Source organism: Psychrobacillus sp. NPDC096623 (assembly GCF_044762655.1).
In the GTDB taxonomy this organism is placed as follows: Bacteria; Bacillota; Bacilli; order Bacillales_A; family Planococcaceae; genus Psychrobacillus.
Genome location: NZ_JBIWER010000007.1, coordinates 56,832 through 81,988, shown reverse-complemented (window position 1 = coordinate 81,988; position 25,157 = coordinate 56,832). Strand labels below are relative to the sequence as shown.

Sequence of the window (25,157 nt, the reverse complement as noted above, 5' to 3'; positions counted from 1 at the left end):
GGTTTCTTTAATTATGAGAATTGATTCTAATTGATTTACTAGTATGCCAAAAGTAAATATTCTGAAAAACATATTGACAAGCAGTGTTGGAAACGTTTACATTATATTTAGTTAACTGTTTACGGTTAACTGTTAACAAAATAGAATTTTCAGAAAATTGAAGGTGGTTCTTTGTTGAAGTTTGAAAAACGACATATTAGTGAGCAAGTACTAATTTATTTACGAAAGAAAATAATGCTCCAGGAGTTAAAAGAAGGAGATCACTTAAAAGAATCTGAGTTATCTCAAGAACTTTCAATTAGTAGAGGTCCGATTCGTGAAGCTATTTCTAAGTTGGAAACAGAAGGACTAGTAATAACACCCTCAAATGGGCGAACTATAGTACAAAAATTCGGAGAAAGAGATATAAGAAATTTATATGAGAGTAGAATTCTACTAGAAACTTATGCATTAACAATTCAAGATGGTGAACTGTTGGAAAGTGAAGGGAAGTTACTCTATCAATATATTCAGGAGATGGAAGAATCTTTGACTGGGGGCATACAAAATGTAGAAGCTGATTTAAAATTCCACCATCAGCTATTAAAAATGACGGATAATCGTACTCTTATACGTCTTTGGAATTCATTGAATGAAATTATTAAAACACTTATAGAAGTTACATCTGAATTTACAGCAGAAAGGCAAAATGAAATTGTTTTAGAGCATAAGGTCATTGCAGATGCACTACATGCAAATAATATTGAACTAGCTCAATCACTTTTAAGAACTCATTTAGAAGGGGCTTCAGATTATTATAGCAAGGCAGTATTTGAATTACAGGGAGAAGGAGAATGAAAATGACACAAAGAAAAGTGAAATGCGCAATTATCGGTTCTGGAAATATCGGAACAGATTTAATGTATAAATTGCTTCGTAGCGATTTATTAGAACCAACCGTAATGGTAGGAATCGATCAAGAGTCCAAAGGATTAGCTTTAGCTAAAGAATATGGCTTGATTCCTGTATACAACGGGATTGAAGGATTTAAAGAAATTCATGAAGAAGCAGATATCGTGTTTGAAGCAACTTCTGCTAAAGCTCATCTTACGAATGCAAAAATACTGAAAGAACTTGGTAAAAAAGCGATTGACTTAACTCCTGCGGCTGTTGGACCATTTATTATTCCATCTGTAAATCTAGAAACCTCTGATGTTACTAATTTAGATAACGTGAATATGGTTACTTGCGGCGGACAGGCAACAGTACCGATTGTTAAAGCCATCTCGAATGTTGTGAATGTATCATATGCAGAAGTTGTTGCAGCTATCTCTAGTAAGAGTGCAGGGCCAGGAACTAGACAAAATATAGATGAGTTTACGGTAACGACGGCCAAAGCCTTAAAAGAAGTAGGCGGAGCCAAAGAATCTAAAACGTTAATTATATTGAATCCTGCGGAACCACCCGTTCTTATGAGAAATACTATTTTCGTAAAAATTGATGAACATTCAGAAGAACTCTATATAAAAATAAGAGAGTCAATAGATCAGATGGTGAAAGTGTTACAGGAATACGTTCCGGGATATCGCTATAAATCCGAACCAGTTTTCAAAGGAGATTTAGTCACTGTCCAAGTTGAAGTAGAAGGTATGGGTGACTTCTTACCTAAATACTCTGGAAATTTGGATATAATTACATCTGCCGCAGTTCGAACTGCTGAAATAATAGCAGAAGCTATGAATAAAGAGGTGAGTATAAATGGGTAAGCAACTAGTTATAAATGATGTGACTCTTAGAGATGGCATGCACGCTATTAGTCATCAATACTCCAAAGTGCAAATTGCAGAGTTAACTAGATTACTAGATGATTCAGGCGTAGATATTATTGAAGCAACACATGGTGATGGTTTGGGAGGTAGCTCCATTCAGTATGGCTTCTCTAAAGAAACAGAAGATGACATCATACGTACAGCAGTTGAAAATGCTAAGAATGCTAAAGTAGGTGTTCTATTATTACCAGGTGTTGGTACGATTGAACACTTAGAAAATGCTCACCAGTTGGGTGCTCAAGTTGTACGTGTGGCAACTCATTGTACGGAGGCAGATGTCTCAGAACAACATATTAAAGCGGGAGTAAGACTAGGGTTGGATACAGTAGGATTCTTGATGATGTCCCATCGAACATCACCAGAAAACTTACTCGAAGAAGCTAAAAAAATGGAATCATATGGAGCGCAAACAATTTATGTTGTTGATTCAGCAGGTGCTTTAACGATGGATGATGTTAGGAGCCGAGTATCATTATTTAAACAACACCTCTCAACAAAAATTGGATTCCATGCACATAATAACCTTTCGCTAGGAGTTGCTAACTCAATAGTCGCTATTCAAGAAGGTGTAGATAGAATTGACGCAAGTCTGGCAGGCATGGGTGCTGGTGCAGGAAATGCTGCACTAGAGCAGTTAGTAGCAGTAATGAATAGAATGGGGATTTCACATAATGTTGATTTATACAAAGTGATGGATGCAGCAGAAAATGTGATGAAACCAATGATGGTTCGTCCTGTACAAATCGATCGCTTGAGCCTAATGCTTGGTTATACCGGAGTTTACTCTAGCTTCTTATTATTTGCTGAACGCGCAGGTAAAGAGTATGGGGTAGATGCACGAGATATTTTAGTCAAAATTGCGGAAATGAATGCAGTTGGTGGACAAGAGGATTGGATTATTGGGGTAGCTCAAGATTTAGCAAAGGAAAAACAAATTAAAAGGGGTATCGAGATATGAAAAAATGGGGTTTATTTAGTCTAATATTTGCACTTCTTTTACTACTCGCGGCGTGTGGAGATGAATCAGGAAACTCAGAGGCAGAAGCAAATTCGAATGGTGAAGGTAGCACATATGTAATTAAAGCTGGCCATGCAGCATCGGAAGATCATTTTGCACAAGGATCCTTTGAAAAATTTAAAGAATTAGTAGAAAAAAACTCAGATGGAAAAATTAAAGTAGAAATTTATCCAAATGGTCAACTTGGTGGAGAGCGTGAGATGGTAGAAGCTATTCAATTAGGTAACTTAACTATGGCTGCTCCATCTAGTGCTGTTTTAACATCATTTGCTTCAGGTATGTATTTATGGGATCTTCCATTTTTATTTAAAGATGCAGCGATGGCGCATGAAGTATTAGATGGTGAAGTAGGAACAGAAGTGTTAGACAGTCTATCAGACGTAGGAATTAAAGGATTAGGTTATTGGGAAAATGGTTTCCGTCACTTAATGAATAATAAACATGAAGTTTCTTCTATTGAGGAAATGAAAGGACTAAAAATTCGTACACTAGAAAGCCAACAACAAATTCAAATGTGGAATGCAACAGGTGCTAATGCTACTCCGATAGCATTTACAGAGCTTTATTCTGCATTACAGCAAGGTACAGTGGATGCTGCAGAATCACCACTTGCTTTAATGTACGCTCAAAAATTTCAGGAAGTCCAAAAATACTTAACATTGTCTGGTCATCTATATTCACCTTGGCCAGTAGTCATTAGCCAAAAATTCTTTGATGATTTACCAGCTGATTTGCAACAAGTTGTGCAAGATGCTGTTGATGAAACACGTACTTTCAATCGTCAATTATCAGCAGAAGATGAAGCAAAATCACTTGAATTACTTCAAGAAGGCGGTATGGAATACGTAGAACTTTCTCCAGAAGAAAAAGCTAAATTTAAAAAAGCGATGGAAGTTGTCTATCCTGAAATTGAAAAGTTGGTTGGAGAAGATTTATATACAAAATTAATGAGTGCGGTCGAATAACAAAAGCGATGATAGGACAGTCAATAGACTGTCCTACATTAGTACATAGGGAGTGTTTTCTAATGAAGTCATTTGTAAAAGTTTTAAATAACTTTGAAAAAACTCTCGTAACATTATCGATGTTCTTGATGGTGATTTTAATCTTCTTACAAGTATTTTCTCGTTATGTTATGGGTGATGCGATAGGTTGGACAGAAGAAGCTTCTCGTTATTTATTCATATGGTTAATTTTCTTATCCATTGGAATTTCATTTATTGAAAAAAAGCATATAAGTATAGATATTGTTTTAGATCGTCTTCCTTTAGGTTTTCAAAAGGTAATTCAACAGTTTGTTTACTTACTTTTGTTGGTTTTGTCGATATTTTTGTTAGTCCAAGGTCTGGATTTAATTCAAAACATGAAGACTTTTAATCAAAAATCAGCAACTTTACAAATTCCAATGTGGATTGTATATTCTGCTCTACCTATTGGATTTCTATTTTCTATCATTAGAATAATACAAGCTTCTGTCCTACTTTATACTGGTAAAGCTTCCACTAATAAAGAGGAGGATATTATTATATGAGTTCAGCATTAGTATTATTTGGTCTTTTAATACTGTTTCTACTCTTATCTGTTCCGGTAGGATTTTCATTGCTATTAGCGAGTTTAGGAACAATACTTTTAACAGATATAACATTACCTTTTAGTTTATTGACCCAAGTAATGATAACAGCAAATGACTCCTTCCCGTTAATGGCGATTCCATTTTTCATTCTAGCGGGTGTATTGATGGGACGCGGTGGAGTTTCCGAGCGCTTATTGAATATAGCTAATTCATTTGTAGGACATTATCGAGGGGGCTTTGCTATTGCAGCGGTCTTAACTGCGATGTTCTTCTCCGCAATATCTGGATCAGGGCCTGCTACTGTTGCGGCAATTGGGACTATTATGATTCCTGAAATGGTGAAAAGAGGGTATAACAAAATATTTGCTACTGCTCTTATTGCTTCAGCAGGAACTATTGGGATTGTTATTCCACCAAGTATTCCCCTAGTTATTTATGGGGTTTCATCAGGAACTTCTATTGGGAACTTATTCAAAGCTGGTATTATTCCTGGAATCTTAATGGGCTTTGCGCTGATGCTATGGGCCTATTTACATGCTCGTAAGGAAAACTATAAACCCGATCCAAAAGCAACATGGAAAGAAAGATTTCAAGCTATTAATAAAGGAAAAGGCGCTATATTAATGCCGGTGGTAATTCTTGGAGGTATTTATGGTGGGATATTTACACCAACTGAAGCAGCGGTCGTAGCGGTTGTTTACGGATTAATATTAAGTTTCTTAGTATACCGTGAGCTGAACTGGAAGCAAACAGTTGCTATATTCTATGATTCAGCAATCTCTACAGGATCGATCATGGTAATTGTAGCTGCAGCAGCAGTTTTTGGACGTATATTAGCACTCGAACAAATACCCAACACAGTGGCTGCAAGTATTATGCAAATTACCGATAATCCAATTATTTTCTTATTATTGGTGAATTTATTACTATTAGTCGTTGGGACATTCATGGAAACTATTGCGGCAGTTATTATATTGACTCCAATCTTACTTCCTCTAAGTGCTCAAATGGGTGTTGACCCAATTCACTTTGGAATTATTATGATTGTCAATCTAAGTCTAGGGTTTATCACTCCGCCTCTTGGTTTAAATCTATTCGTAGCTTCCAGTATATCGAATATTAAAATTGAGCCATTATCAAAAGCTATAATGCCAGGTTTTTTGGCTTTAGTTATTACATTATTAATTATTACGTATATTTCTTGGATTTCTTTAGTCCTAGTATAAAAGGGGAAGTTTAGTATGTTTAGAGTAACTTTAATAGATCATGAGTGGGAAGACTTGTTTATTGAAGAAAGTATGCTGAGTGAAGCGGATATTCAATTTACGGTGCTACAGTCTCGGGAAAAAGCAGAGATTATAAAAGCTGCGCAACAGTCAGATGCCATTATAATACTGTATGCAAATATTGATAGAGAAATCATGGAAGCTGCACCGAATCTAAAACTGATTTCACGATTTGGGATAGGTATCAATATGGTCGATGTTGAAGCTGCAACAGAGCTAGGAATTCAAGTGGCAAATGTAAATGACTATTGCGTAGATGAAGTCTCGGATCATGCACTTGCTTCCATTATGGCTGCTGCTCGAAATTTATTTGTCTATTATGAAGACACAAATGCCGGTGGATGGGATTTTAAAAAAGCACAGATACCTTTGCGGGCAAGTGAAGCTGTTGTAGGATTGCTTGGGTATGGGAAAATTCCTCGTCGTTTGGGACAAAAATTAAAAGCTATTGGATACCAAGTGCAGGCATATGACCCTTTTGTTTCTGCAGAGAAAATGGAGGAAGATGGAGTAGTTAAGGCAACGATTGACGATATAATGATAAGCAGTGATTTTGTTTCTATTCACGTACCTCTCATAAAAGCTACACATCATTTAATCGGAGAACGCGAACTAAAAATGATGAAGAAATCAGCATTTATCATAAATACTGCTAGGGGGCCGATAATAGATGAAAAGGCCCTTGTAGCGGCATTGGAAAACGAAGAAATAGCTGGAGCATTTTTAGATGTCACGGAAGAGGAACCTCTTCCAGTGGTGCACCCCCTTCGTAATCTAAAACAAGTTGTTATGACCCCGCATGCTGCATGGTATTCTGTTGATGCTTTTAGAGAAATTCGCGAGAAAGCAGTAAGAAATGTAATTGAAAAATCTCATGGTAAAAACCCTACTTATTTATTGAATTAAGCTAGATTTCTTCCTTTTGGAGGAGGGCGAGGGGACAGAAAAACCATCGAGAAAAGAGAGGTTGGTCGGGATGTCACGACCAACCTCTCAAAGATCAATCGGTAAAAATATAGCAAAGCTTCTTCCAAAGCCTTTTGAAAACATTCGTAACAGCTTTTGAGCTTAAAGAAACGAATGTTTTATTACCGGATTTTTCTTTTTTAAAGAATTTTTATTTACTTTAAGGGATTATTTTTCTGTTTTTATTTTTATCCAATGGTGATGTTTGTCTAGTTTGTATACAGTCCTTTTGCATTTATTAATAGTAGTGCAAGAAGGAGGTGAATTAACCATGAATCCACATCATCATCAACCTAGTTCCTGTCATTCCTGTCAAAAAACGCAGTGGCATCAACCAGCTGCTCAACCAATTGTTTGTCCCCCGCAATACCGAGTGCGTGATTCATTCCTACCAAGAATGCAGCCTGTTATCCATCCAATTGTAAACGTGAATAGAGAACATATCGTAAACGTCCCTCAGCACTTTTACACGGTGACAAACCAAAACGTAATGGCACCCGGAAGTCAGCAGGCATTTCCTATGCAGCAAGGAATGTATCCACAACAATCATTTGGTCAACCATATGGACAACAATTCGGGCAACAACAATACGGACAGCAACAGTTCTTTCCAGGTCAGAACAGATAATTCATCGATATTGTAGATTTTCGTAATATAGAAAACATGAGCAAATGCCTTTTACATAAAAAGGGCATTTGCTTTTTTTTACTATAATTTAATTTGGAAATATCAAGTTATCTAAGTAATTATACATATTGTAATTTTCAGTATATTTTGATAAAATTTAATTTATTTCGATATTCAAAATATAATGATAGATGAACATGGGGGAGTAAGATGAAACTATTTTTATCGGTCGATATGGAAGGTATTACCGGGTTACCAGATTATACGTTTGTAGAGTCCAACAAGCATAATTATGAACGGGCGAGACGTATAATGACGCAAGAAGCTAATGCTATTGTAGAAGGTGCTTTATCAAAAGGAGTAAAGGAAGTATTGGTTAACGACAGCCATTCTAAGATGAATAATCTACTAGTAGAAGAATTGCATCCAGATGCTTCTTTAATCACAGGGGATTTTAAACCCTATTCTATGGTGCATGCATTAGATGAAACCTATTTAGGAGCAGTATTTGCTGGGTATCATTCCCGCGCTGGACAACCGGGTGTGATGAGTCACTCGATGATTTTTGGGGTTCGTAATATGTACATAAACGATGTGGAGATAGGAGAACTCGGGTTAAATGCTTTTGTAGCTGGACATTATGGCGTGCCCGTAATTATGGTGGCAGGAGATGACGGTGCTTGTAGAGAAGCAGAAGCTCTGCTTCCGGGCGTGGTTACTGCAGTGGTGAAAGAATCTATTTCTCGTTCAGCTGTAAAAACGTTACATCCTTTAAAATCACAGGCTTTGCTTAAAGAGAAAGTAGTCGAGGCAATCGAAAAAAGAGATCAAATTAAGCCACTAACACCACCTGATAAGCCGGTATTACGAATTGAGTTTGTGAACTATGGTCAAGCGGAGTGGGCAGCTTTAATGCCAGGTTGTGAAATTATCGAAGGAACTACAATGGTTGAATTTAAAGCGAAAGATATATTAGAGGCGTATCGAGCGATGCTTGTTATGGTGGAATTAGCGTTACAAGCTAAATTCTGTTGAGGGGGCTTTTGAGTGGGGAAATATATTGTAAAGCGTTTTATCATGATGATTGCAACAATTCTAATCATCGCTACTTTAACTTTCGTGTTGATGCACTTAATACCAGGCTCTCCATTTGAAGGTGAACGAACTACTAATCCTACTATTCAGGCAAACTTAGAAAAGTTTTATAAATTAGACCAACCCCTTCATATTCAGTACTTAAGTTATTTAAAATCTATCGTGACATTCGATTTTGGACCATCCATTAAGAAGCCGAATGAATCTGTAAATGAACTGTTGGCAAGGGGATTCCCGATTTCGTTTGAACTTGGGATGCTTACTATTTTAGTAGCTTTGCTCTCAGGAATTATTTTAGGAACGATTGCTGCACTTAGGCATAATGGTCTAGTCGATTATTTTGCGATGACATTTGCGGTTATTGGTATATCTGTTCCAAACTTTGTGTTGGCGACATTACTTATTCAACAACTTGCTGTGACCTGGGACTTGCTTCCGGCGGCAACCTGGTCTAGTCCGTTACATATGATATTGCCGATAATAGCTCTTGCGACGGGACCTACCGCTATAATTGCTCGTTTAACTAGATCTAGTATGTTAGAAGTTCTAACCCAGGATTATATTAAAATGGCTCGAGCAAAAGGATTATCCCCTGTAAGAATAATTGTTCGCCACGCATTAAGAAATGCGCTTATGCCAGTAGTGACAATTCTAGGGACAATGCTTGCTGGAATTCTAACAGGAACATTTGTGATCGAGCGTATTTTCGCTATTCCAGGCATGGGGAAATATTTCGTAGAGAGTATTAACAATCGAGATTATCCAGTAATTATGGGGACAACTGTGTTTTATAGTTCATTTCTAGTGTTCATGCTTTTCATTGTAGATATCGTCTACGGACTACTGGATCCACGTATAAAATTACACCGTAAAGAGGGGGATGCATAATGACAAATTCACAAGAAGTAATATCCCCGCAGCATGTAAAAGATGAATGGTTTAGAACTCTTCCGAAAGAACAGGGAAAGGCAGAATCTGTTGTAAGACCTTCTTTGTCTTATTGGAAAGACGCTTGGCGTCGTTTACGAAAAAATAAATTGGCGATGGGCGGATTGATCTTTCTTATTTTATTGATGCTCTTCGCTATATTTGGACCAATTTTTTCTCCTTATTCTGTTACGGCTACCGATTACCCTAGTCAAAACCAGCCACCATCCGCTGCTCATTGGTTTGGTACAGATGAGGCAGGAAGAGACGTATTTACAAGAACCTGGTATGGTGCCCGTATTTCCATATTTGTTGGAGTAATGGCAGCGCTCATTGATTTCTTTATTGGGATTATTTACGGCGGTATAAGTGGTTACAAAGGGGGGCGCACAGATTCCATCATGATGCGTATAGTAGAAGTACTTTACGGATTACCCCACTTGTTAGTAGTGATTTTGTTAATGGTAATTATGGGAGCAAGTTTAACGACCATCATCGTAGCACTTACAGTGACTGGATGGGTAGGGATGGCTCGAATTGTTCGGGGACAGGTATTACAGATTAAAAACTATGAATTCGTAACAGCCTCCAAGTCGTTTGGTGCCAAAAGCTCTAGAATTATTCGAAAGAATTTATTACCCAATACGATGGGTCCTATTATAGTACAAATGACGCTAACAGTTCCAAGTGCTATTTTTGCTGAAGCATTTCTAAGCTTTTTAGGATTAGGGATAGCAGCTCCATTTGCAAGCTGGGGTGTAATGGCAAATGATGCGCTTCCTGTTATTTTATCCGGTCATTGGTGGCGCTTATTCTTCCCTGCGTTGTTTATATCTTTAACGATGTTTGCGTTTAATGTGCTAGGGGATGGACTGCAGGATGCGCTAGATCCGAAGCTTAGGAGGTAGATTGGATGAATGGCAAGAAAACAAAGAAGGTCAGTTCACCTGTAAAAGTGCTCCAGGTAGATAATCTTCAAGTTTCTTTTCGGACGTATGGTGGAGAGGTTGAAGCTGTTAGAGGTGTAAGTTTCGATTTATATCAAGGAGAAACTCTTGCGATAGTAGGTGAATCAGGCTGTGGAAAAAGCGTTACTTCTAATGCCATTATGGGTTTAATACCACAGCCTGCCGGCATTATTAAGAATGGTAGTGTTGTTTTTAAAGGGAAAGAATTGACGGGTATGACGAAACCGCAACTGCGGAAAATCCAAGGTGTCGACATATCAATGATTTTCCAAGATCCGATGACCGCTCTAAACCCTACGCTCACGATTGGGGAGCAATTAACGGAAGGACTAAGAACACATAAAAAAGTAAGCAAACAGGAAGCGAAGCAAAAAGCGATAGAGATGTTAGCGCTTGTAGGAATACCAAACCCTACAGAGCGTTTAAAGCAATTTCCGCACCAATTTTCTGGAGGAATGCGACAACGGATTGTGATTGCTATTGCGCTAATTTGTGAACCTGAACTATTGATCGCAGATGAACCGACAACGGCACTCGATGTAACGATTCAAGCGCAAATTTTAGAGCTCTTTGAGGAGATTCAGGAGAAAACAGATATATCGATAATATTGATCACGCATGATTTGGGAGTCGTTGCTAAAATCGCCGATCGAATAGCCGTTATGTATGCAGGGAAAATTGTAGAAATCGGAGATAAGCGTGCCATTTTTTACACACCAGAGCATCCCTATACAAAAGGGCTGTTAAATTCAGTTCCTCGTCTAGATTTAGTAGAGGAAGAGTTACAACCAATTGATGGAACACCACCCGATTTATTTTCTCCTCCGAAAGGATGTCCTTTCACAGCGAGATGTCCGTATGCGATGGAAGTATGTGATCATGTATATCCTTTCACGACTACAATATCTGAATCACATGCGGTTGACTGTTGGCTACAAGATGAACGTGCAAAGGTATTACAAGAACAATCTTGAATAGGATGAGCGCGCGTAAGTGCATTCACATATATATTACAAAGGGGGAACTAAGATGAAGAAATGGTTATCATTATTTGTAGTAGCGTTATTTGTCCTTGTGTTAAGTGCTTGTACAGCCACGAAGGATGCTGGTGAAAAACCAGTAACTAATACAGGTAACGAAGGGGAAGAAAAGGAAACAGCAGCAGAACCGGAAACAGAAAAAGTACTAAAACTAAACAATGGAAATGAACCAACATCATTTGATCCATCTGTTGGCTTCGATGCGGTTTCTTGGAATGCCTTGAACAACCTAATGGAAGGACTAGTGAGACTTTCAAAGGATCATGTGGCAGAACCTGCAACAGCTGAAAAAATTGATGTATCAGAAGACGGTCTAACGTATACGTTTACCATTCGCGACGATGCGAAATGGTCTAATGGGGAACCAGTATTAGCAAGTGATTTTGTTTATGGATGGTTGCATATGTTAAATCCAGAAACAGCTTCTCCTGCCGCATTTTTAGCGTACTTCATTGATGGAGCAGAAGCCTATAACAGTGGAGAAGGCGCAGCTGAGGATGTTGCTATTAAGGCATTGGAGGAAAAAGTATTCGAAGTGAAATTGAATACTCCCACAGAAGCATTCTTGAATATCATTACAAATCCAAGTTTCTTCCCAGTCAATGAGAAAGTAGCAACAGAGAATGCAACTTGGTATACAGAAGCAGATACATTTGTAGGGAATGGTCCATTTAAGTTAGCTGCATGGGAACATGATGTAAGCTTTACATTTGAGAAAAATGAAAATTATTGGGATGCAGACACTGTAGAGCTGGATAAAGTAGAATGGGCTATGGTAGACGATTCTAATACAGAATACCAAATGTACGAAACAGGGGAGCTAGATGTATCGGGAGTACCATCGGAGTTGGCTGATCAGTTAATGGACTCTCCCGAACTAAAAAATGAAGACCAAGCAGGATTATATTTCTACCGTTTCAATGTTTCACAAGAGCCTTTCACGAATAAAAAAATACGCCAAGCCTTTGGAATAGCGGTTGATCAACAAGAAATAGTAGAATTTGTAACGAAGAATGGTGAAAAACCAGCAGAAGGCTTCGTGCCATACGGATTTGTAGGGCCAGATGGAAAAGAATTTAGAGAAACTGCAGGCAAACTTGTAGAGTTCGATGCAGAAAAAGCAAAAACACTTTTGGCGGAAGGTATGGCAGAAGAGGGTTATACGGAGTTACCTGAAGTAACATTAACTTATTCAACAAGTGATACGCATAAGAAAATAGCAGAAGCACTGCAAAGCAAATTCAAAGAAGTATTAGGAGTAGACGTAACACTACAAAATGTGGAAGCAAGTGTGTTTGCGACCGAGCAAAAAGAGTTTAAATATCAATTGTCTCGTTCTTCCTTCTTATTTGACTATGCAGATCCAGTGAATGCATTAGAAAGCTTCATCACAGGTTCTTCCATGAACCGTACAACATGGTCTAATGCAGAATTTGATAAGCTAATTGCCGATATTAAAAAGGAAACGGACGAAGTGAAACGTTGGCAAATGCTTATCCAAGCAGACGCATTATTAATGGATGAAATGCCAATTTTCCCAGTTCACTATTACAACCAAGTAACACTTGAAAAACCAACAGTGTCAGGAATCGTAAGACATCCAGTTGGCTACATGGACTTAAAATGGGCTAAGATCGAATAAAAGCGTAAGAGCCTAATTAAGTGATTATAGAAAGGTCGCGGTGCCTCCTTTGGTGCCGCCCTTTTCTTACATAGAGTATAAAGGAGAAATAACAGATGAAAATTCGCCCGAAACGATTGCAAAAAGGAGATACTATTGGAATTATTGCTCCCTCCAGTCCACCCAATTTAGATAACTTAAAGCGTTCGTTTTCCTTTTTAGAGGAGTTGGGCTTATCTTATCAGCTTGGAAAAAGTGTAGAAAATGTACATGGTTATTTAGCTGGTACTGATGAGGAACGTTTAAAAGATTTACACGAGATGTTCGCTAATCCCAATATCGCAGGAATTATTTGTGCAGGTGGTGGTTATGGTTCTGCGCGTTATACAGATCAAATCGATTTTCAATTAATGCATGAAAATCCAAAAGTATTTTGGGGCTACTCGGATATAACCTTTCTGCATACAGGGATGAACTTATACTCGGATATCGTTACCTTCCATGGACCAATGTTAGCATCGGATGTGGGTAAAGATACTTTCTCCGAGCTATCTAAAAAAATGTTTCAACAGTTGTTTAATCCGATGGAGTTGTTTTATACCGAAGCAATCTCTCCATTGACACAAGTTTCTCCTGGTATTGTTAGAGGAGAACTAACAGGAGGCAATTTATCATTACTGGCTAATGGTGTAGGTACAAAATATGAAGTAAATACAAAAGGAAAACTTCTTTTTATAGAAGATGTGGGAGAAGAGCCTTACAAAGTCGATGGTATGTTAAACCAACTTCGTCAGGCCGGTATTTTAGATGCAGCTGCTGGCTTTGTGATTGGAGATTTTAGTGATGCCGAGCCTAAAAAAAGAAAGATTACTTTGTCTTTAGATGAAGTGTTTGATCACTATATTGGTAAACTAGGAAAACCTGCGGTGAAAGGATTTAAAATCGGGCATTGCGAGCCTCATTTTGCAGTACCACTTGGGATAGAAGCAGAACTAGATGCGAATAACATGTCTTTAACCATATTACCTGGAGTGGAATAGGGGGAGCGAAGCTTGTATATAAAATCGATTGAAACTGTTGATGTGGCGATTCCGCTGACTAAACCATTTAAAACTGCTTTACGAACGGTGACAACGGCTTACTCGGTGTATGTGACTATTACGACAAGTGATGGAATAGTTGGTTATGGAGAAGCGCCACCAACCCATGTAATTACTGGAGAGTCGATGGATAGTATCCGCTACGCTATTAACGAAATAATTGCTCCTCAGTTAATCGGTATGAATATTTTACAAAGTGAGCAGGTGTTTCAGAAACTAAACACGGTCTTAGTAAGAAATACGAGTGCTAAAGCAGCTGTAGACATGGCTATTCATGACATACTTGCTAAGTATGCTGGTGTTCCTTTATATCAATTTCTCGGAGGTTACCGGGATACACTAGAAACCGATTTCACAGTTAGCGTGAATGACCCTACCGAGATGGCGGATGATGCCGAACGGTACATAAAGGATGGATTTAATGTTTTAAAGGTCAAGGTAGGGATTGGTGCTATAAAGGATGATATCGAACGTATTCGTGCTATTCGAGAACGTGTGGGAATGACACCAAAGCTCAGACTCGATGCTAACCAGGGGTGGAATGCAAAAGAGGCGGTAAAAGCAATTGGTTTAATGGAGGATGCAGGTCTATCCATCGAATTTGTAGAGCAGCCAGTGTCTGCTTGGGATCTAGAAGGATTAAAGTATGTTACTGATCGTACATATACTCCAATTATGGCAGATGAAAGTGTTTTTTCTGTGCAGGATGCAAAACAAGTTCTAGAAACACGAGCTGCTGATTTGATTAATATAAAGCTGATGAAGTCCGGAGGTATTTATAACGCGCAAAAGATTAATACGTTTGCAGAGGCAAACGGCGTGAAATGTATGGTTGGGAGTATGATTGAAACAAAATTAGGTATCACAGCAGCTGCACATTTTGCCGCAAGTAAGGCAAATATTCGCTATTTCGACTTTGATGCACCATTAATGCTAGCAAATGATTTAATAGTCGGTGGAGTAATCTATAAAAAAAGTAATATGACATTTTCCAACGAACCAGGTTTAGGGATTGCACATGTGAATTTGGATTAGGAGGCAAAAAGATGCCATTTGATGAAACGAAAGAATGGGTTTGCGCTGTAAAGGTAGGAACTATTTGGACTGAACCTAATTCTGCTAGAGATATAGATAGTCCAGGAATCTCAAATCCTGTGTTATTAGGGGAATGGCTTGAGGCATTGCCATACAAAGAAAGACTAGCTTTATGTAATGAAAATCGTGTGCAAACACAGCTTCTTTACGGAGAGCCAGTGCTTGTGGAAGAGATAGAAGGGGAATGGGCAAAAGTTGTTGCTCTTTGGCAGCCATCTAAAAAAGATAGTAGGGGTTATCCAGGGTGGATTCCACTAGCACAAATACAGCCTGCTGAACAAGCAGATTCTAAAGGTATCGCAAGAGTTTCGTCTGGAAAAGCTCAACTATGGGATTTACAAAATAAGCCGCTACTAGTTTTACCATTTAATACTATTCTACCAATAGTGTCAGAGGATGAAGTATTTTATACCGTCCATACACCACACGGCAAAGCTTTACTATCCAAAGCACATGCTCAATTTGCACCTTCTGTGGAGCAGATTCCAAAAAGGACCGTAGAAGAGGCAGTAGTTTTAGGGGAAAATTATTTAGACTTGCCTTACCTTTGGGGTGGCATGTCTCCATATGGCTATGATTGTTCAGGTTTTACGTATAATATGCTGAAGGCTTGTGGGTTTATAATACCTCGAGATGCAAGTGACCAAGCTAAAATGGGAGAAGAAATATCTATACTTGACTCTTCTCTTTGGAAAGTTGGGGACTTACTGTTTTTTGCAAATGATGAAGGGACTGGACCAGTTAGGCATGTTGGGTTTTATTATGGGAATGGACAGCTTTTGCACTCGCATTCAACTGGGAAAACAGTAGAAATTTTAGTGTTAGCGGGATCTAAGTTAGAAAAGGAAATTTGTGCAGTTAGAAGATATGCCGTTTGAGGGGGGGATTTACATGACGGGAAAAGTTCTGTTATCTGTTCAAGATCTGAAACGCCATTTTGACATTGGACACGGGGAGACCTTAAAGGCTGTTGATGGGATAAGCTTTGATATCGTCAAAGGAGAAACATTTGGTCTAGTAGGAGAATCGGGTTGTGGTAAATCGACAGCGGGCCGAACTATTTTGGGATTGTACAATAGAACAGAGGGAAAAGTACTGTTTGAAGATAAAAATGTGCATGAGATGAGTGACAAAGAAAGAACAGGGTATTTGAAAAAGGTGCAAATGATCTTTCAGGATCCGTATGCATCCTTAAATCCACGTTCCACTGTATTTGAAATTATTGCCGAACCGATGGAAATACATAAACTATATAAAAAAGAAGAGTTAAAATCTAGAGTGTATGAATTACTAGAAGATGTTGGGCTTAACAAAGACCATGCAAATCGATATCCTCATGAATTTTCGGGAGGTCAACGTCAACGAATCGGCATTGCACGGGCTTTGGCGTTAGATCCTGAGTTTATCATTGCAGATGAGCCCATTTCTGCATTGGATGTATCTGTTCAAGCGCAAGTAGTAAAGCTGCTCCAGCGGCTGCAAAAAGAAAAAAATCTTACTTATTTGTTTATCGCGCATGATTTATCGATGGTCAAGTATATCTCGGATCGAATAGGGGTCATGTACTTGGGGCATATGGTGGAACTGACCACGAGTCGTCAATTATATGAAAATCCGCTTCATCCGTATACACAGGCTTTGTTATCTGCGATTCCTATTCCAGACCCTGATATAGAGGAAGCACGGGAACGTATTCTATTGCATGGAGAACTTCCGAGCCCGATAAATCCACCTTCGGGTTGTGTGTTCCGCACAAGATGTGCACATGCGATGTCCATATGTGCGGAAAAAAGACCTGCTTGGAAGGAACAAGAGCCTGGTCATTTCGTGGCCTGTCATCTATATAATTAATACAGTGTCCATATTACAAATATTATTTTGCATAATTTAGATTGACGAAGTATTAATACTTGTAGTATTCTGAAAATAACTTAAAGGAAGGAGTGAGGAATTATGGCAAATGTATATACGTATCCGCGAATCAGTAAGTTCATGATGTCCCACTCCGTATTTCTCTAAACAGATATACGCTTCTTTACTAATGATCGGGGAACCATGGCTGCTGATTCGTGCAGTCATGGTTTTTTTATATGAAAATTAGGAGGAAGTTAAATTGAATTTAATCGAACAATATGGTTGGAATAGTAATTGGAAAGAAAAAATGACAGGCAGTGGAATTGCTGGTCGCGTGCTGCTAGAGCATAAAAATTTATATAGAGTGATCACCAATGAAGGGGAGCTACTCTGCTCACTTTCTGGTAAATTTAAGTTCGAGCATGGAAGAGAAGCATTTCCGGCAGTTGGAGACTGGGTTGTCCTTGAACAAATGCCAGGCGAAGAAAAAGGAATTATTCATGAAGTACTTCCTCGTAGCTCACAGTTTTCGAGGAAAATGGCAGGATTGACGACCGAAATACAATTAATTGCGGTTAACGTTGATTTTGTATTTCTAGTGATGTCGCTCAATCATGATTTCAATGTCCGTAGATTAGAGAGATACTTATTGGCGGCATGGGATTCAGGAGCAACACCCGTTGTAGTGTTAACGAAAAAAGATGCCTGCGATGACATAGGGTATTATATAAAAGAAGTAGAAGCTATTGCATTTGGTGTTGACATATTTGCAGTGAGTAGTGTTACAGGAGAGGGTATTGAACAACTAGGAAATCTGTTGGCTGCTCATAAAACAGGTGCATTACTCGGATCCTCTGGTGTAGGGAAATCCTCTTTAATAAACGCATTGTCAGGTGTTGAAGTAATGACTGTGAATGATATTAGAGAAGATGATAGTAAAGGACGTCATACGACAACGCATAGGGAATTGACGTTATTACCAGAAGGTGGTTTACTGATCGATACGCCTGGTATGAGAGAATTTCAGCTTTGGGATACGAGCGATGGGGTTAGCGCTAGCTTCCAGGATGTCGAAGAGCTCGCGTTAACATGTCGTTTTCGTGATTGTCAGCATGTAAAAGAGCCAGGCTGTGCGATTCAGAAGGCTATTTACACCGGTGTGCTTAAACAAGAACGCTATAAAAGCTATGTAAAACTAATGAGAGAACTTGCGCATATCGATCGAAAAAACGATGCAGTAGCTAAAAAAGCAGAAACGAATAAATGGAAGCAAATTACGAAGTCTCAACGAAATAATTATAAAAAGAAAATCTAATTTTAGATGTGAGGTAACGGATGATTCAGTTAATCAATCACAAGGAAGAAAAGGTCGCTGAATGTATTTTGTCAATTCAATTACCAGCGTATAAAGTAGAAGCTGATTTAATCGGATTTGATGGGATTCCACAGCTTTTGGACACTGTAGAAGATATAAAAAATTCCAACGAACTATTTATTGGAAAATTGGATGGCTCGAAATTGGTAGGTTTTATTTCTTATGAAGATACAAATGAACTGATTGATATATGTAGACTTGTAGTAGACCCTAATCATTTTCGGAAAGGGATTGCATCGGAATTAGTAAACTATCTATTAACAGTCAAGGCTAATGATAAAAAGGTAGTTGTATCAACTGGTGCAAAAAATGTACCTGCAATCACGTTATATGAGAGATATAATTTTAAAAAATTAGCGGAAATTGAAGTAGAACCGGATTTCTATATCATACAACTGACATATGAGGAAAAAAAGATTTATTGAATATGAATATTCATTTTGATATATCCTAAACTACAAACGACTGTTTGTAGTTTTTTCTTCTTTTTAAGGGCAAATCGTATCAATTGCACATGCGAAAAAATCTCGTTATAATATAGTCAAAGTTAGTCAAAGTCAGTTTGTGAGAAGAGGTGAGAAGATGAAAAATATATCTGACATAATTGAAGGGTATTTGAAGGCAATTATAGAAGAAGGAAGTAAGGAACAAATTGAAATTAAGCGAAGTGAAATTGCAGAAAAATTTCAGTGTGTTCCATCTCAAATAAATTATGTAATCAATACAAGATTTACCCAAGACCGCGGATACTTAGTAGAAAGTAAACGAGGTGGAGGGGGATATATTCGAATCCTCCGCGTTCGAGCTCATACAAAAGCTGATTTAATAGAGCATATTATACAAACACTAGAAAATGGGGCTTCAGAATCTGTAACGGAAGATATCGTTTTTCGGTTAATCGATGAGGATGTTATTTCTAAGCGTGAAGCAAAACTCATTTTAGCAGCTTTAAATCGAACGACTCTAGCTATCCCACTACCAGCAAGAGATGAACTACGGTCACGTATTTTATGTGCCATGTTATTAACATTAAAGTATGAAAAAAGTGAAAAATGAACGGGGTGTGTTGAAAGGTGATTTGTGAAAATTGTAAGCAAAGACCAGCGAAAGTAACGGTTACGCAAGTGCATAATGGTGAACACTTTGAAAGACATTATTGTGAGGTCTGTGCAAATAGCCTCCACCCGTTTTATGTAGAGTACAAACAAGATCCATTATCTCTACATCAACTATTATCGAACTGGTTTAGTCAAACAGAACAACAACCAATGCAACAAAAACAACAAAAAAACATGATTGTTTGCGATGAATGTGGTTGGTCAATTCAACGGTTTTTAGATGAAGGAAAATTTGGTTGTGCCAATTGCTACAACAGTTTCCGTCCACAGTTACCAAATGTATTTAAAAGACTTCATAATGGCAATACGACGCATATTGGAAAGGCTCCAGGTGCGCTAGGGGAAAAAATTGCTATAAAAAAACGTATAGAAATAATTCGCTCACAAATGAAAGAAGCGATTGAAAGTGAAAGCTTTGAGGTGGCCGCAAAGCTGAGAGATGAAGCTAGGGACTTGGAAAGTCAACTTTCTACAGGAGGTGACCAAACTGATGTCAATTGATCATTTTTTAGATAACTCCATTTCTAGTTGGATGGCTGGAGAAGGAAACCATTCAGATATTGTGATGAGTACAAGAATACGTTTAGCTCGAAATCTTAATGGCTATCGTTTTCCTTTAGCATTTACAGAAGATGAGGCGCATAAAATTGACCAATCTGTTTCTGCCACCTTGCTAGATGCAAGTGACGAATTGCAGATGCAATTTTCTTCCATTCATATAAAGGATGTATCAGAACTAAGTCGTCAAGTATTAGTAGAAAAACATTTAATCAGTCCAAAGCTTGCGAACTCCCCGATGACAGGCTCGGTTTTGTTGTCGGATGATGAATCTGTTAGTGTGATGGTCAACGAAGAGGATCACATTCGGATACAATGCCTTTTTCCAGGGCTACAAATTGAAGAAGCCTACGCGCAGGCAGATGAGTTAGATCGTGTATTAGATAAGGAATTACCGTATGCGTTCGACGAGCAGTTTGGTTATTTAACAAGCTGTCCCACCAATACAGGTACTGGTTTACGTGCATCTGTCATGATGCACTTGCCGGCATTAACGATGACAAAGCAAATGAATAGGATTGTAACGATTATTTCAAGACTAGGAATGGTTGTTAGAGGAATTTACGGAGAAGGCAGTGAAGCGCTCGGTAATGTATATCAAGTGTCCAACCAAACCACACTTGGTAAGTCAGAAGAAGACATACTTGCTGATCTTCAGAGTATTACCGAACAAATTATTCAAAAAGAAAGAGAAGCACGAGATGCACTTATAAAGCATTCGGCCAATACACTAGAAGACCGACTATATCGATCTTTAGGAACTTTATCATTTGCTCGTATTATGGCAACCGATGAAGCAGCAAGATGCCTATCAGATGTGCGATTGGGGATTGATATGGGACTCATAGAAGATGTGGATGTATCTATCTTGAATGAATGTATGGTGTTTATGCAACCAGGATTCCTACAAAAATATGCAGGAACTTCATTGAATACCTCCGAGCGGGATATGTTTCGCGCGAAGCTGTTAAGGGAACGATTGCAAAAAGAAGAAAAACAGAAAACAAAAGGAGAGGAATCTGAATGATGTTTAATCGTTTTACACAAAGATCTCAAAAAGTATTACAACTAGCACAAGAAGAGGCTATTCGCTTAAAGCATGAATCTATAGGGACGGAACATATATTACTTGGTCTTATCCGTGAAGGTAGTGGAATTGCTGCTAAAGCATTAGAAGCAATTGAAGTAGACCTGAAAGTAATCGAAGCGGGAATCGAGGAGTTAGTAGGAGCAGGTAAAGAGGAAGTTGGACCCATCGTTAACTACACACCTCGTGCGAAAAAAGTGATTGAACTTTCAGTAGATGAGTCTCGAAAATTAGGGCATTCGTATATTGGAACTGAGCATCTATTGCTAGCGCTTATCCGTGAAGGAGAAGGTGTAGCGGCTCGTGTTCTAAACAATGCAGGAGTAAGCTTAAATAAAGCTCGTCAACAAGTGCTTCAATTACTAGGAAGCACAGAGCAAGCGCATGGTAATGGAAATAATGGAGCTGCTCCAGCAAGTACACCAACACTAGATGGTTTAGCTCGTGACCTAACACAAATTGCAAGAGAAGGCACACTGGACCCTGTAATTGGTCGTAGTAAAGAAATTACAAGAGTAATTGAAATCTTAGCTCGTCGTACAAAAAACAACCCAGTTCTAATTGGAGAACCAGGTGTTGGTAAAACAGCTATTGCTGAAGGGCTAGCACAGCAAATTGTACAAAACGAAGTGCCTGAAATCCTACGCGATAAACGAGTAATGACACTTGATATGGGTACGGTTGTTGCTGGTACAAAATATCGTGGGGAATTTGAAGATCGTTTGAAAAAAGTGATGGATGAAATTCGCCAAGCGGGCAATGTTATCTTATTCATTGATGAACTTCATACGTTAATTGGTGCAGGTGGAGCGGAGGGTGCTATTGATGCTTCGAATATCTTAAAACCAGCTCTTGCTCGTGGAGAAATTCAATGTATTGGTGCAACAACGTTAGATGAGTATAGAAAATATATTGAAAAAGATGCTGCACTTGAGCGTCGTTTCCAACCAATTCAAGTAGATGAGCCTTCTGTAGAGGAAGCTATCCAAATTATTTACGGTTTACGTGATCGTTATGAAGCGCATCATCGTGTGAAAATTACGGATGCGGCGGTAGAAGCCGCGGTGAAAATGTCCGATCGTTATATTTCTGATCGTTTCTTACCCGACAAAGCCATCGATTTAATAGATGAAGCAGGATCTAAAGTGCGTTTACGTTCGTATACAACACCTCCTAACTTAAAAGAGTTAGAAACTAAACTAGAAGCAATCCGTTCTGAGAAAAATGCAGCAGTACAAAGTCAGGAATTTGAAAAAGCTGCATCATTCCGTGATAAAGAACAAAAGCTTAAAGATGAACTAGAAAAAATGAAAAACAACTGGAAAGAGAAGCAAGGAAAAGAAGAGTCTGAAGTAACAATAGAGGATATTGCTGCAGTTGTTTCTATGTGGACTGGAGTACCAGTTTCTAAACTAGCACAAACAGAATCTGAAAAGTTATTAAAACTAGAAGATAAATTACATGAAAGAGTTATTGGTCAAAGTGAAGCAGTGGACGCGATTTCAAGAGCTATTCGTCGTGCACGTGCCGGTTTGAAAGATCCAAAACGTCCTATTGGCTCATTTATCTTTTTAGGTCCTACTGGCGTAGGGAAAACAGAGCTTGCTCGTGCTTTAGCTGAAGTGATGTTCGGAGACGAGGATGCGATGATTCGAGTAGATATGTCTGAATATATGGAGAAGCATTCCACTTCCCGTCTAGTTGGTTCTCCCCCAGGATATGTTGGGTTTGACGATGGTGGACAATTGACAGAAAAAGTACGTCGTAAACCATACTCTGTTATCCTATTAGATGAGATTGAAAAAGCGCACCCAGATGTCTTTAATATTCTTCTTCAAGTGTTAGAGGATGGACGATTGACTGACTCTAAGGGTCGCACAGTAGATTTCCGTAATACGGTAGTCATCATGACATCCAATGTCGGTGCAGAGGCACTAAAATTCAACAAATACGTTGGATTTAACTTAACGGAAGGCGGTAAGACAGACTATAAGGATATGAAAGGCAAAATGCTAGAAGAATTGAAAAAAGCATTCCGCCCAGAATTCTTAAACCGTCTAGATGAAATGATTGTGTTCCATTCTCTCGAAAAAGAGCATTTAAAACAAATTGTTTCACTAATGACAGAACAATTAGCAAAACGCTTGAAAGAACAAGGTATTGAGTTAGAAATTACAGAAGCGGCACAAGATAAAATTACAACAGAAGGCTATGAACCAGAATATGGTGCGCGTCCTCTACGCCGTGCGATTCAAAAACATGTTGAAGATCGACTGTCCGAAGAGCTTTTAAAAGGGGAAGTATTGAATGGACAGCATGTAATATTTGATGTAGAAGATAACGAGTTTGTGGTTCGCACGAAAGCTTTAGTCACAGAGGGTTAATATTGCGGGCATTCCGAAAAAGTTCCGGAATGCCCTTTTATACATATTAGGAGGTATTATGGCTAAAAAGAAAACGAAATTTATGTGTAACTCATGTGGTTATGAATCTGCAAAATGGATGGGGAGATGTCCCGGATGTGGTGATTGGAATACGATGGTAGAGGAAACCGAAATAGTTTCCAAAGGTCCAAAACGTTCCTTTCAGCACTCGGATGGCACAGCGCAAAAGGCTACTCCCATTATTTCAGTGATCACGCAAGAAGAACCACGGGTGACAACAGACTTTGCTGAATTGAATCGTGTGCTAGGTGGAGGGATTGTACCGGGGTCGCTCGTTTTAATAGGTGGAGATCCAGGTATTGGGAAGTCCACACTTCTTTTACAGGTTTCTGCTTTACTCGCCAATAAAGGAGAGCGAGTGCTGTATATTTCGGGTGAGGAATCCATCCGTCAAACAAAGCTTCGTGCAGAACGTTTAGGGGTGACATCCGCTGAGCTTTATATCTATTCTGAAACCAACTTGGAGTTAATCAATGAAACTATTGAGAGTGTAGAGCCTAAATTTGTCATTGTGGATTCAATTCAAACAGTTCATCATCCTGAAGTAACTAGTGCACCTGGTAGTGTATCGCAAGTTCGAGAATGTACAGCAGAGCTTATGCGAATAGCCAAGACCAAAAATGTAGCAATCTTTTTAGTGGGACATGTAACAAAAGAAGGTCAAATTGCAGGTCCGCGTATATTGGAACATATGGTAGATACCGTTTTGTACTTTGAAGGAGAACGACACCATACGTATCGTATTTTAAGATCTCAGAAGAACCGTTTTGGCTCTACAAATGAAATTGCCATTTTTGAAATGGTTCAATCTGGTTTAAAAGAAGTGCTTAATCCTTCTGAATTATTTTTGCAGGAGCGATCTCACGGGGCAGCGGGTTCCGCAATTGTTGCCTCTATGGAAGGTACCAGACCTATTTTAGTAGAAATTCAAGCGCTAGTGACTCAGTCTAGCTTTAATTATCCGAAACGTATGGCTACCGGTATTGATCAAAATCGTGTTTCTCTACTAATGGCGGTCCTGGAAAAGAGAATGGGATTATTACTTCAAACGCAAGATGCTTATATAAAAGTTGCTGGAGGAGTAAAATTAGACGAACCTGCAATCGACTTAGCCGTCCTAGTAAGTATCGTCTCTAGTTTCCGAGATACAGGGGTTACACCGACAGATTGTTTTATCGGGGAAATCGGTTTAACTGGAGAAGTAAGAAGAGTGTCTAGGATTGAACAGCGTGTGCAAGAGGCGGCCAAGCTTGGCTTTAACAGAGCGATTGTTCCAGCCTCAAATCTAGGAGGTTGGGATTATCCAAAAGGCATACAAGTTATAGGGATTGAGACAGTTAACGAAGCGATGAAAATAGCATTTTCATAATTAGTACACGAGTAAATGCTGACTAGCTAGCTATAGACGCTTATCCCTGCACTTGCTACAGGGCGGCGTCTGTGTTCTCTTATTGTCTAGCTCCCCCAGCCCCTCGTGTCGTTTCAGAATGCCGGATAAAGGCAAAAGACGCCTTTATCGTCATTCTTCCAGAGCTTTTCGTTGCAGGGCGGCGTCTTACACTTTTATGATTAGACTTATTGTGAAAGTTGGAAGTA

Annotated in this window: 24 protein-coding genes; all 24 read left to right on the top strand. The window is 38.8% G+C overall.

Translation table 11 applies throughout. The features are described 5' to 3' along the window. The first annotated feature begins 174 nt into the window (after positions 1 to 174). The 24 genes from ACIQX2_RS16760 to radA all read left to right on the top strand — a co-directional run bounded on the left by ACIQX2_RS16760 (position 175) and on the right by radA (position 24,930). Positions 175 to 837, top strand: a complete 663-nt coding sequence (locus ACIQX2_RS16760; protein WP_402852963.1) for a GntR family transcriptional regulator — start codon at positions 175 to 177, stop codon at positions 835 to 837. Positions 838 to 839: 2 nt separating this feature from the next. After that, entirely contained in the window at positions 840 to 1,745 is a 906-nt protein-coding gene (locus ACIQX2_RS16755) for an acetaldehyde dehydrogenase (acetylating) (protein WP_402852960.1), read from the top strand. Next, on the top strand, positions 1,738 to 2,766 hold the full coding sequence (gene dmpG / locus ACIQX2_RS16750; protein WP_402852957.1) for a 4-hydroxy-2-oxovalerate aldolase: 1,029 nt from the start codon (positions 1,738 to 1,740) through the stop codon (positions 2,764 to 2,766). Before ACIQX2_RS16755 ends, dmpG begins: the two co-directional genes overlap by 8 nt. After that, positions 2,763 to 3,791, top strand: coding sequence for a DctP family TRAP transporter solute-binding subunit (locus ACIQX2_RS16745; protein ID WP_402852955.1), 1,029 nt, complete (start codon positions 2,763 to 2,765; stop codon positions 3,789 to 3,791). Before dmpG ends, ACIQX2_RS16745 begins: the two co-directional genes overlap by 4 nt. Positions 3,792 to 3,853: 62 nt before the next feature. Beyond that, the gene (locus tag ACIQX2_RS16740; RefSeq protein ID WP_402852953.1) at positions 3,854 to 4,357 is read left to right on the top strand and encodes a TRAP transporter small permease; all 504 of its coding nucleotides are present in this window, start codon (positions 3,854 to 3,856) and stop codon (positions 4,355 to 4,357) included. Beyond that, positions 4,354 to 5,625, top strand: coding sequence for a TRAP transporter large permease (locus ACIQX2_RS16735; RefSeq protein ID WP_402852950.1), 1,272 nt, complete (start codon positions 4,354 to 4,356; stop codon positions 5,623 to 5,625). Before ACIQX2_RS16740 ends, ACIQX2_RS16735 begins: the two co-directional genes overlap by 4 nt. A gap of 15 nt (positions 5,626 to 5,640) precedes the next feature. Then, positions 5,641 to 6,591, top strand: coding sequence for a C-terminal binding protein (locus tag ACIQX2_RS16730; protein ID WP_402852947.1), 951 nt, complete (start codon positions 5,641 to 5,643; stop codon positions 6,589 to 6,591). 331 nt (positions 6,592 to 6,922) lie between these two features. After that, entirely contained in the window at positions 6,923 to 7,279 is a 357-nt protein-coding gene (locus ACIQX2_RS16725) for a hypothetical protein (protein ID WP_402852944.1), read from the top strand. Positions 7,280 to 7,489: 210 nt separating this feature from the next. Further along, a complete protein-coding gene (locus ACIQX2_RS16720) occupies positions 7,490 to 8,314 on the top strand; it encodes a M55 family metallopeptidase (protein WP_402852941.1) in 825 nt (274 codons plus the stop codon). Between the two features lie 12 nt (positions 8,315 to 8,326). Then, positions 8,327 to 9,262, top strand: coding sequence for an ABC transporter permease (locus ACIQX2_RS16715; protein WP_402852938.1), 936 nt, complete (start codon positions 8,327 to 8,329; stop codon positions 9,260 to 9,262). Next, entirely contained in the window at positions 9,262 to 10,209 is a 948-nt protein-coding gene (locus tag ACIQX2_RS16710; RefSeq protein ID WP_402852935.1) for an ABC transporter permease, read from the top strand. The genes ACIQX2_RS16715 and ACIQX2_RS16710 overlap by 1 nt, the downstream gene beginning before the upstream one ends. A 5-nt stretch (positions 10,210 to 10,214) precedes the next feature. Beyond that, positions 10,215 to 11,243, top strand: coding sequence for an ABC transporter ATP-binding protein (locus ACIQX2_RS16705; RefSeq protein ID WP_402852932.1), 1,029 nt, complete (start codon positions 10,215 to 10,217; stop codon positions 11,241 to 11,243). Positions 11,244 to 11,298: 55 nt separating this feature from the next. Beyond that, positions 11,299 to 12,951: a peptide ABC transporter substrate-binding protein gene (locus ACIQX2_RS16700; protein WP_402852927.1), complete on the top strand. Its 1,653-nt coding sequence runs from the start codon at positions 11,299 to 11,301 to the stop codon at positions 12,949 to 12,951. Positions 12,952 to 13,046: 95 nt separating this feature from the next. Continuing rightward, the gene (locus ACIQX2_RS16695; protein WP_402852925.1) at positions 13,047 to 13,970 is read left to right on the top strand and encodes a S66 peptidase family protein; all 924 of its coding nucleotides are present in this window, start codon (positions 13,047 to 13,049) and stop codon (positions 13,968 to 13,970) included. A gap of 12 nt (positions 13,971 to 13,982) precedes the next feature. Further along, a complete protein-coding gene (locus ACIQX2_RS16690; protein ID WP_402852923.1) occupies positions 13,983 to 15,065 on the top strand; it encodes a dipeptide epimerase in 1,083 nt (360 codons plus the stop codon). Positions 15,066 to 15,076: 11 nt separating this feature from the next. After that, positions 15,077 to 16,003, top strand: a complete 927-nt coding sequence (locus ACIQX2_RS16685) for a C40 family peptidase (RefSeq protein WP_402852920.1) — start codon at positions 15,077 to 15,079, stop codon at positions 16,001 to 16,003. A 13-nt stretch (positions 16,004 to 16,016) separates the two neighbouring features. Next, entirely contained in the window at positions 16,017 to 16,976 is a 960-nt protein-coding gene (locus ACIQX2_RS16680; protein ID WP_402852918.1) for an ABC transporter ATP-binding protein, read from the top strand. A gap of 310 nt (positions 16,977 to 17,286) precedes the next feature. Next, positions 17,287 to 18,294: a ribosome small subunit-dependent GTPase A gene (gene rsgA / locus ACIQX2_RS16675; RefSeq protein WP_402853293.1), complete on the top strand. Its 1,008-nt coding sequence runs from the start codon at positions 17,287 to 17,289 to the stop codon at positions 18,292 to 18,294. 20 nt (positions 18,295 to 18,314) lie between these two features. Continuing rightward, complete coding sequence (locus ACIQX2_RS16670; protein WP_402852916.1) at positions 18,315 to 18,779, top strand: GNAT family N-acetyltransferase; 465 nt, start codon at positions 18,315 to 18,317, stop codon at positions 18,777 to 18,779. 157 nt (positions 18,780 to 18,936) lie between these two features. Beyond that, a complete protein-coding gene (locus tag ACIQX2_RS16665) occupies positions 18,937 to 19,410 on the top strand; it encodes a CtsR family transcriptional regulator (RefSeq protein ID WP_090567701.1) in 474 nt (157 codons plus the stop codon). Positions 19,411 to 19,427: 17 nt separating this feature from the next. After that, entirely contained in the window at positions 19,428 to 19,973 is a 546-nt protein-coding gene (locus ACIQX2_RS16660) for a UvrB/UvrC motif-containing protein (protein WP_402852912.1), read from the top strand. Next, positions 19,963 to 21,057, top strand: coding sequence for a protein-arginine kinase McsB (gene mcsB, locus ACIQX2_RS16655; protein ID WP_402852909.1), 1,095 nt, complete (start codon positions 19,963 to 19,965; stop codon positions 21,055 to 21,057). Before ACIQX2_RS16660 ends, mcsB begins: the two co-directional genes overlap by 11 nt. Further along, positions 21,054 to 23,501: an ATP-dependent Clp protease ATP-binding subunit gene (locus ACIQX2_RS16650; RefSeq protein ID WP_402852906.1), complete on the top strand. Its 2,448-nt coding sequence runs from the start codon at positions 21,054 to 21,056 to the stop codon at positions 23,499 to 23,501. Before mcsB ends, ACIQX2_RS16650 begins: the two co-directional genes overlap by 4 nt. Positions 23,502 to 23,559: 58 nt before the next feature. Continuing rightward, entirely contained in the window at positions 23,560 to 24,930 is a 1,371-nt protein-coding gene (gene radA, locus ACIQX2_RS16645) for a DNA repair protein RadA (RefSeq protein WP_402852904.1), read from the top strand. Positions 24,931 to 25,157: the final 227 nt, after the last annotated feature.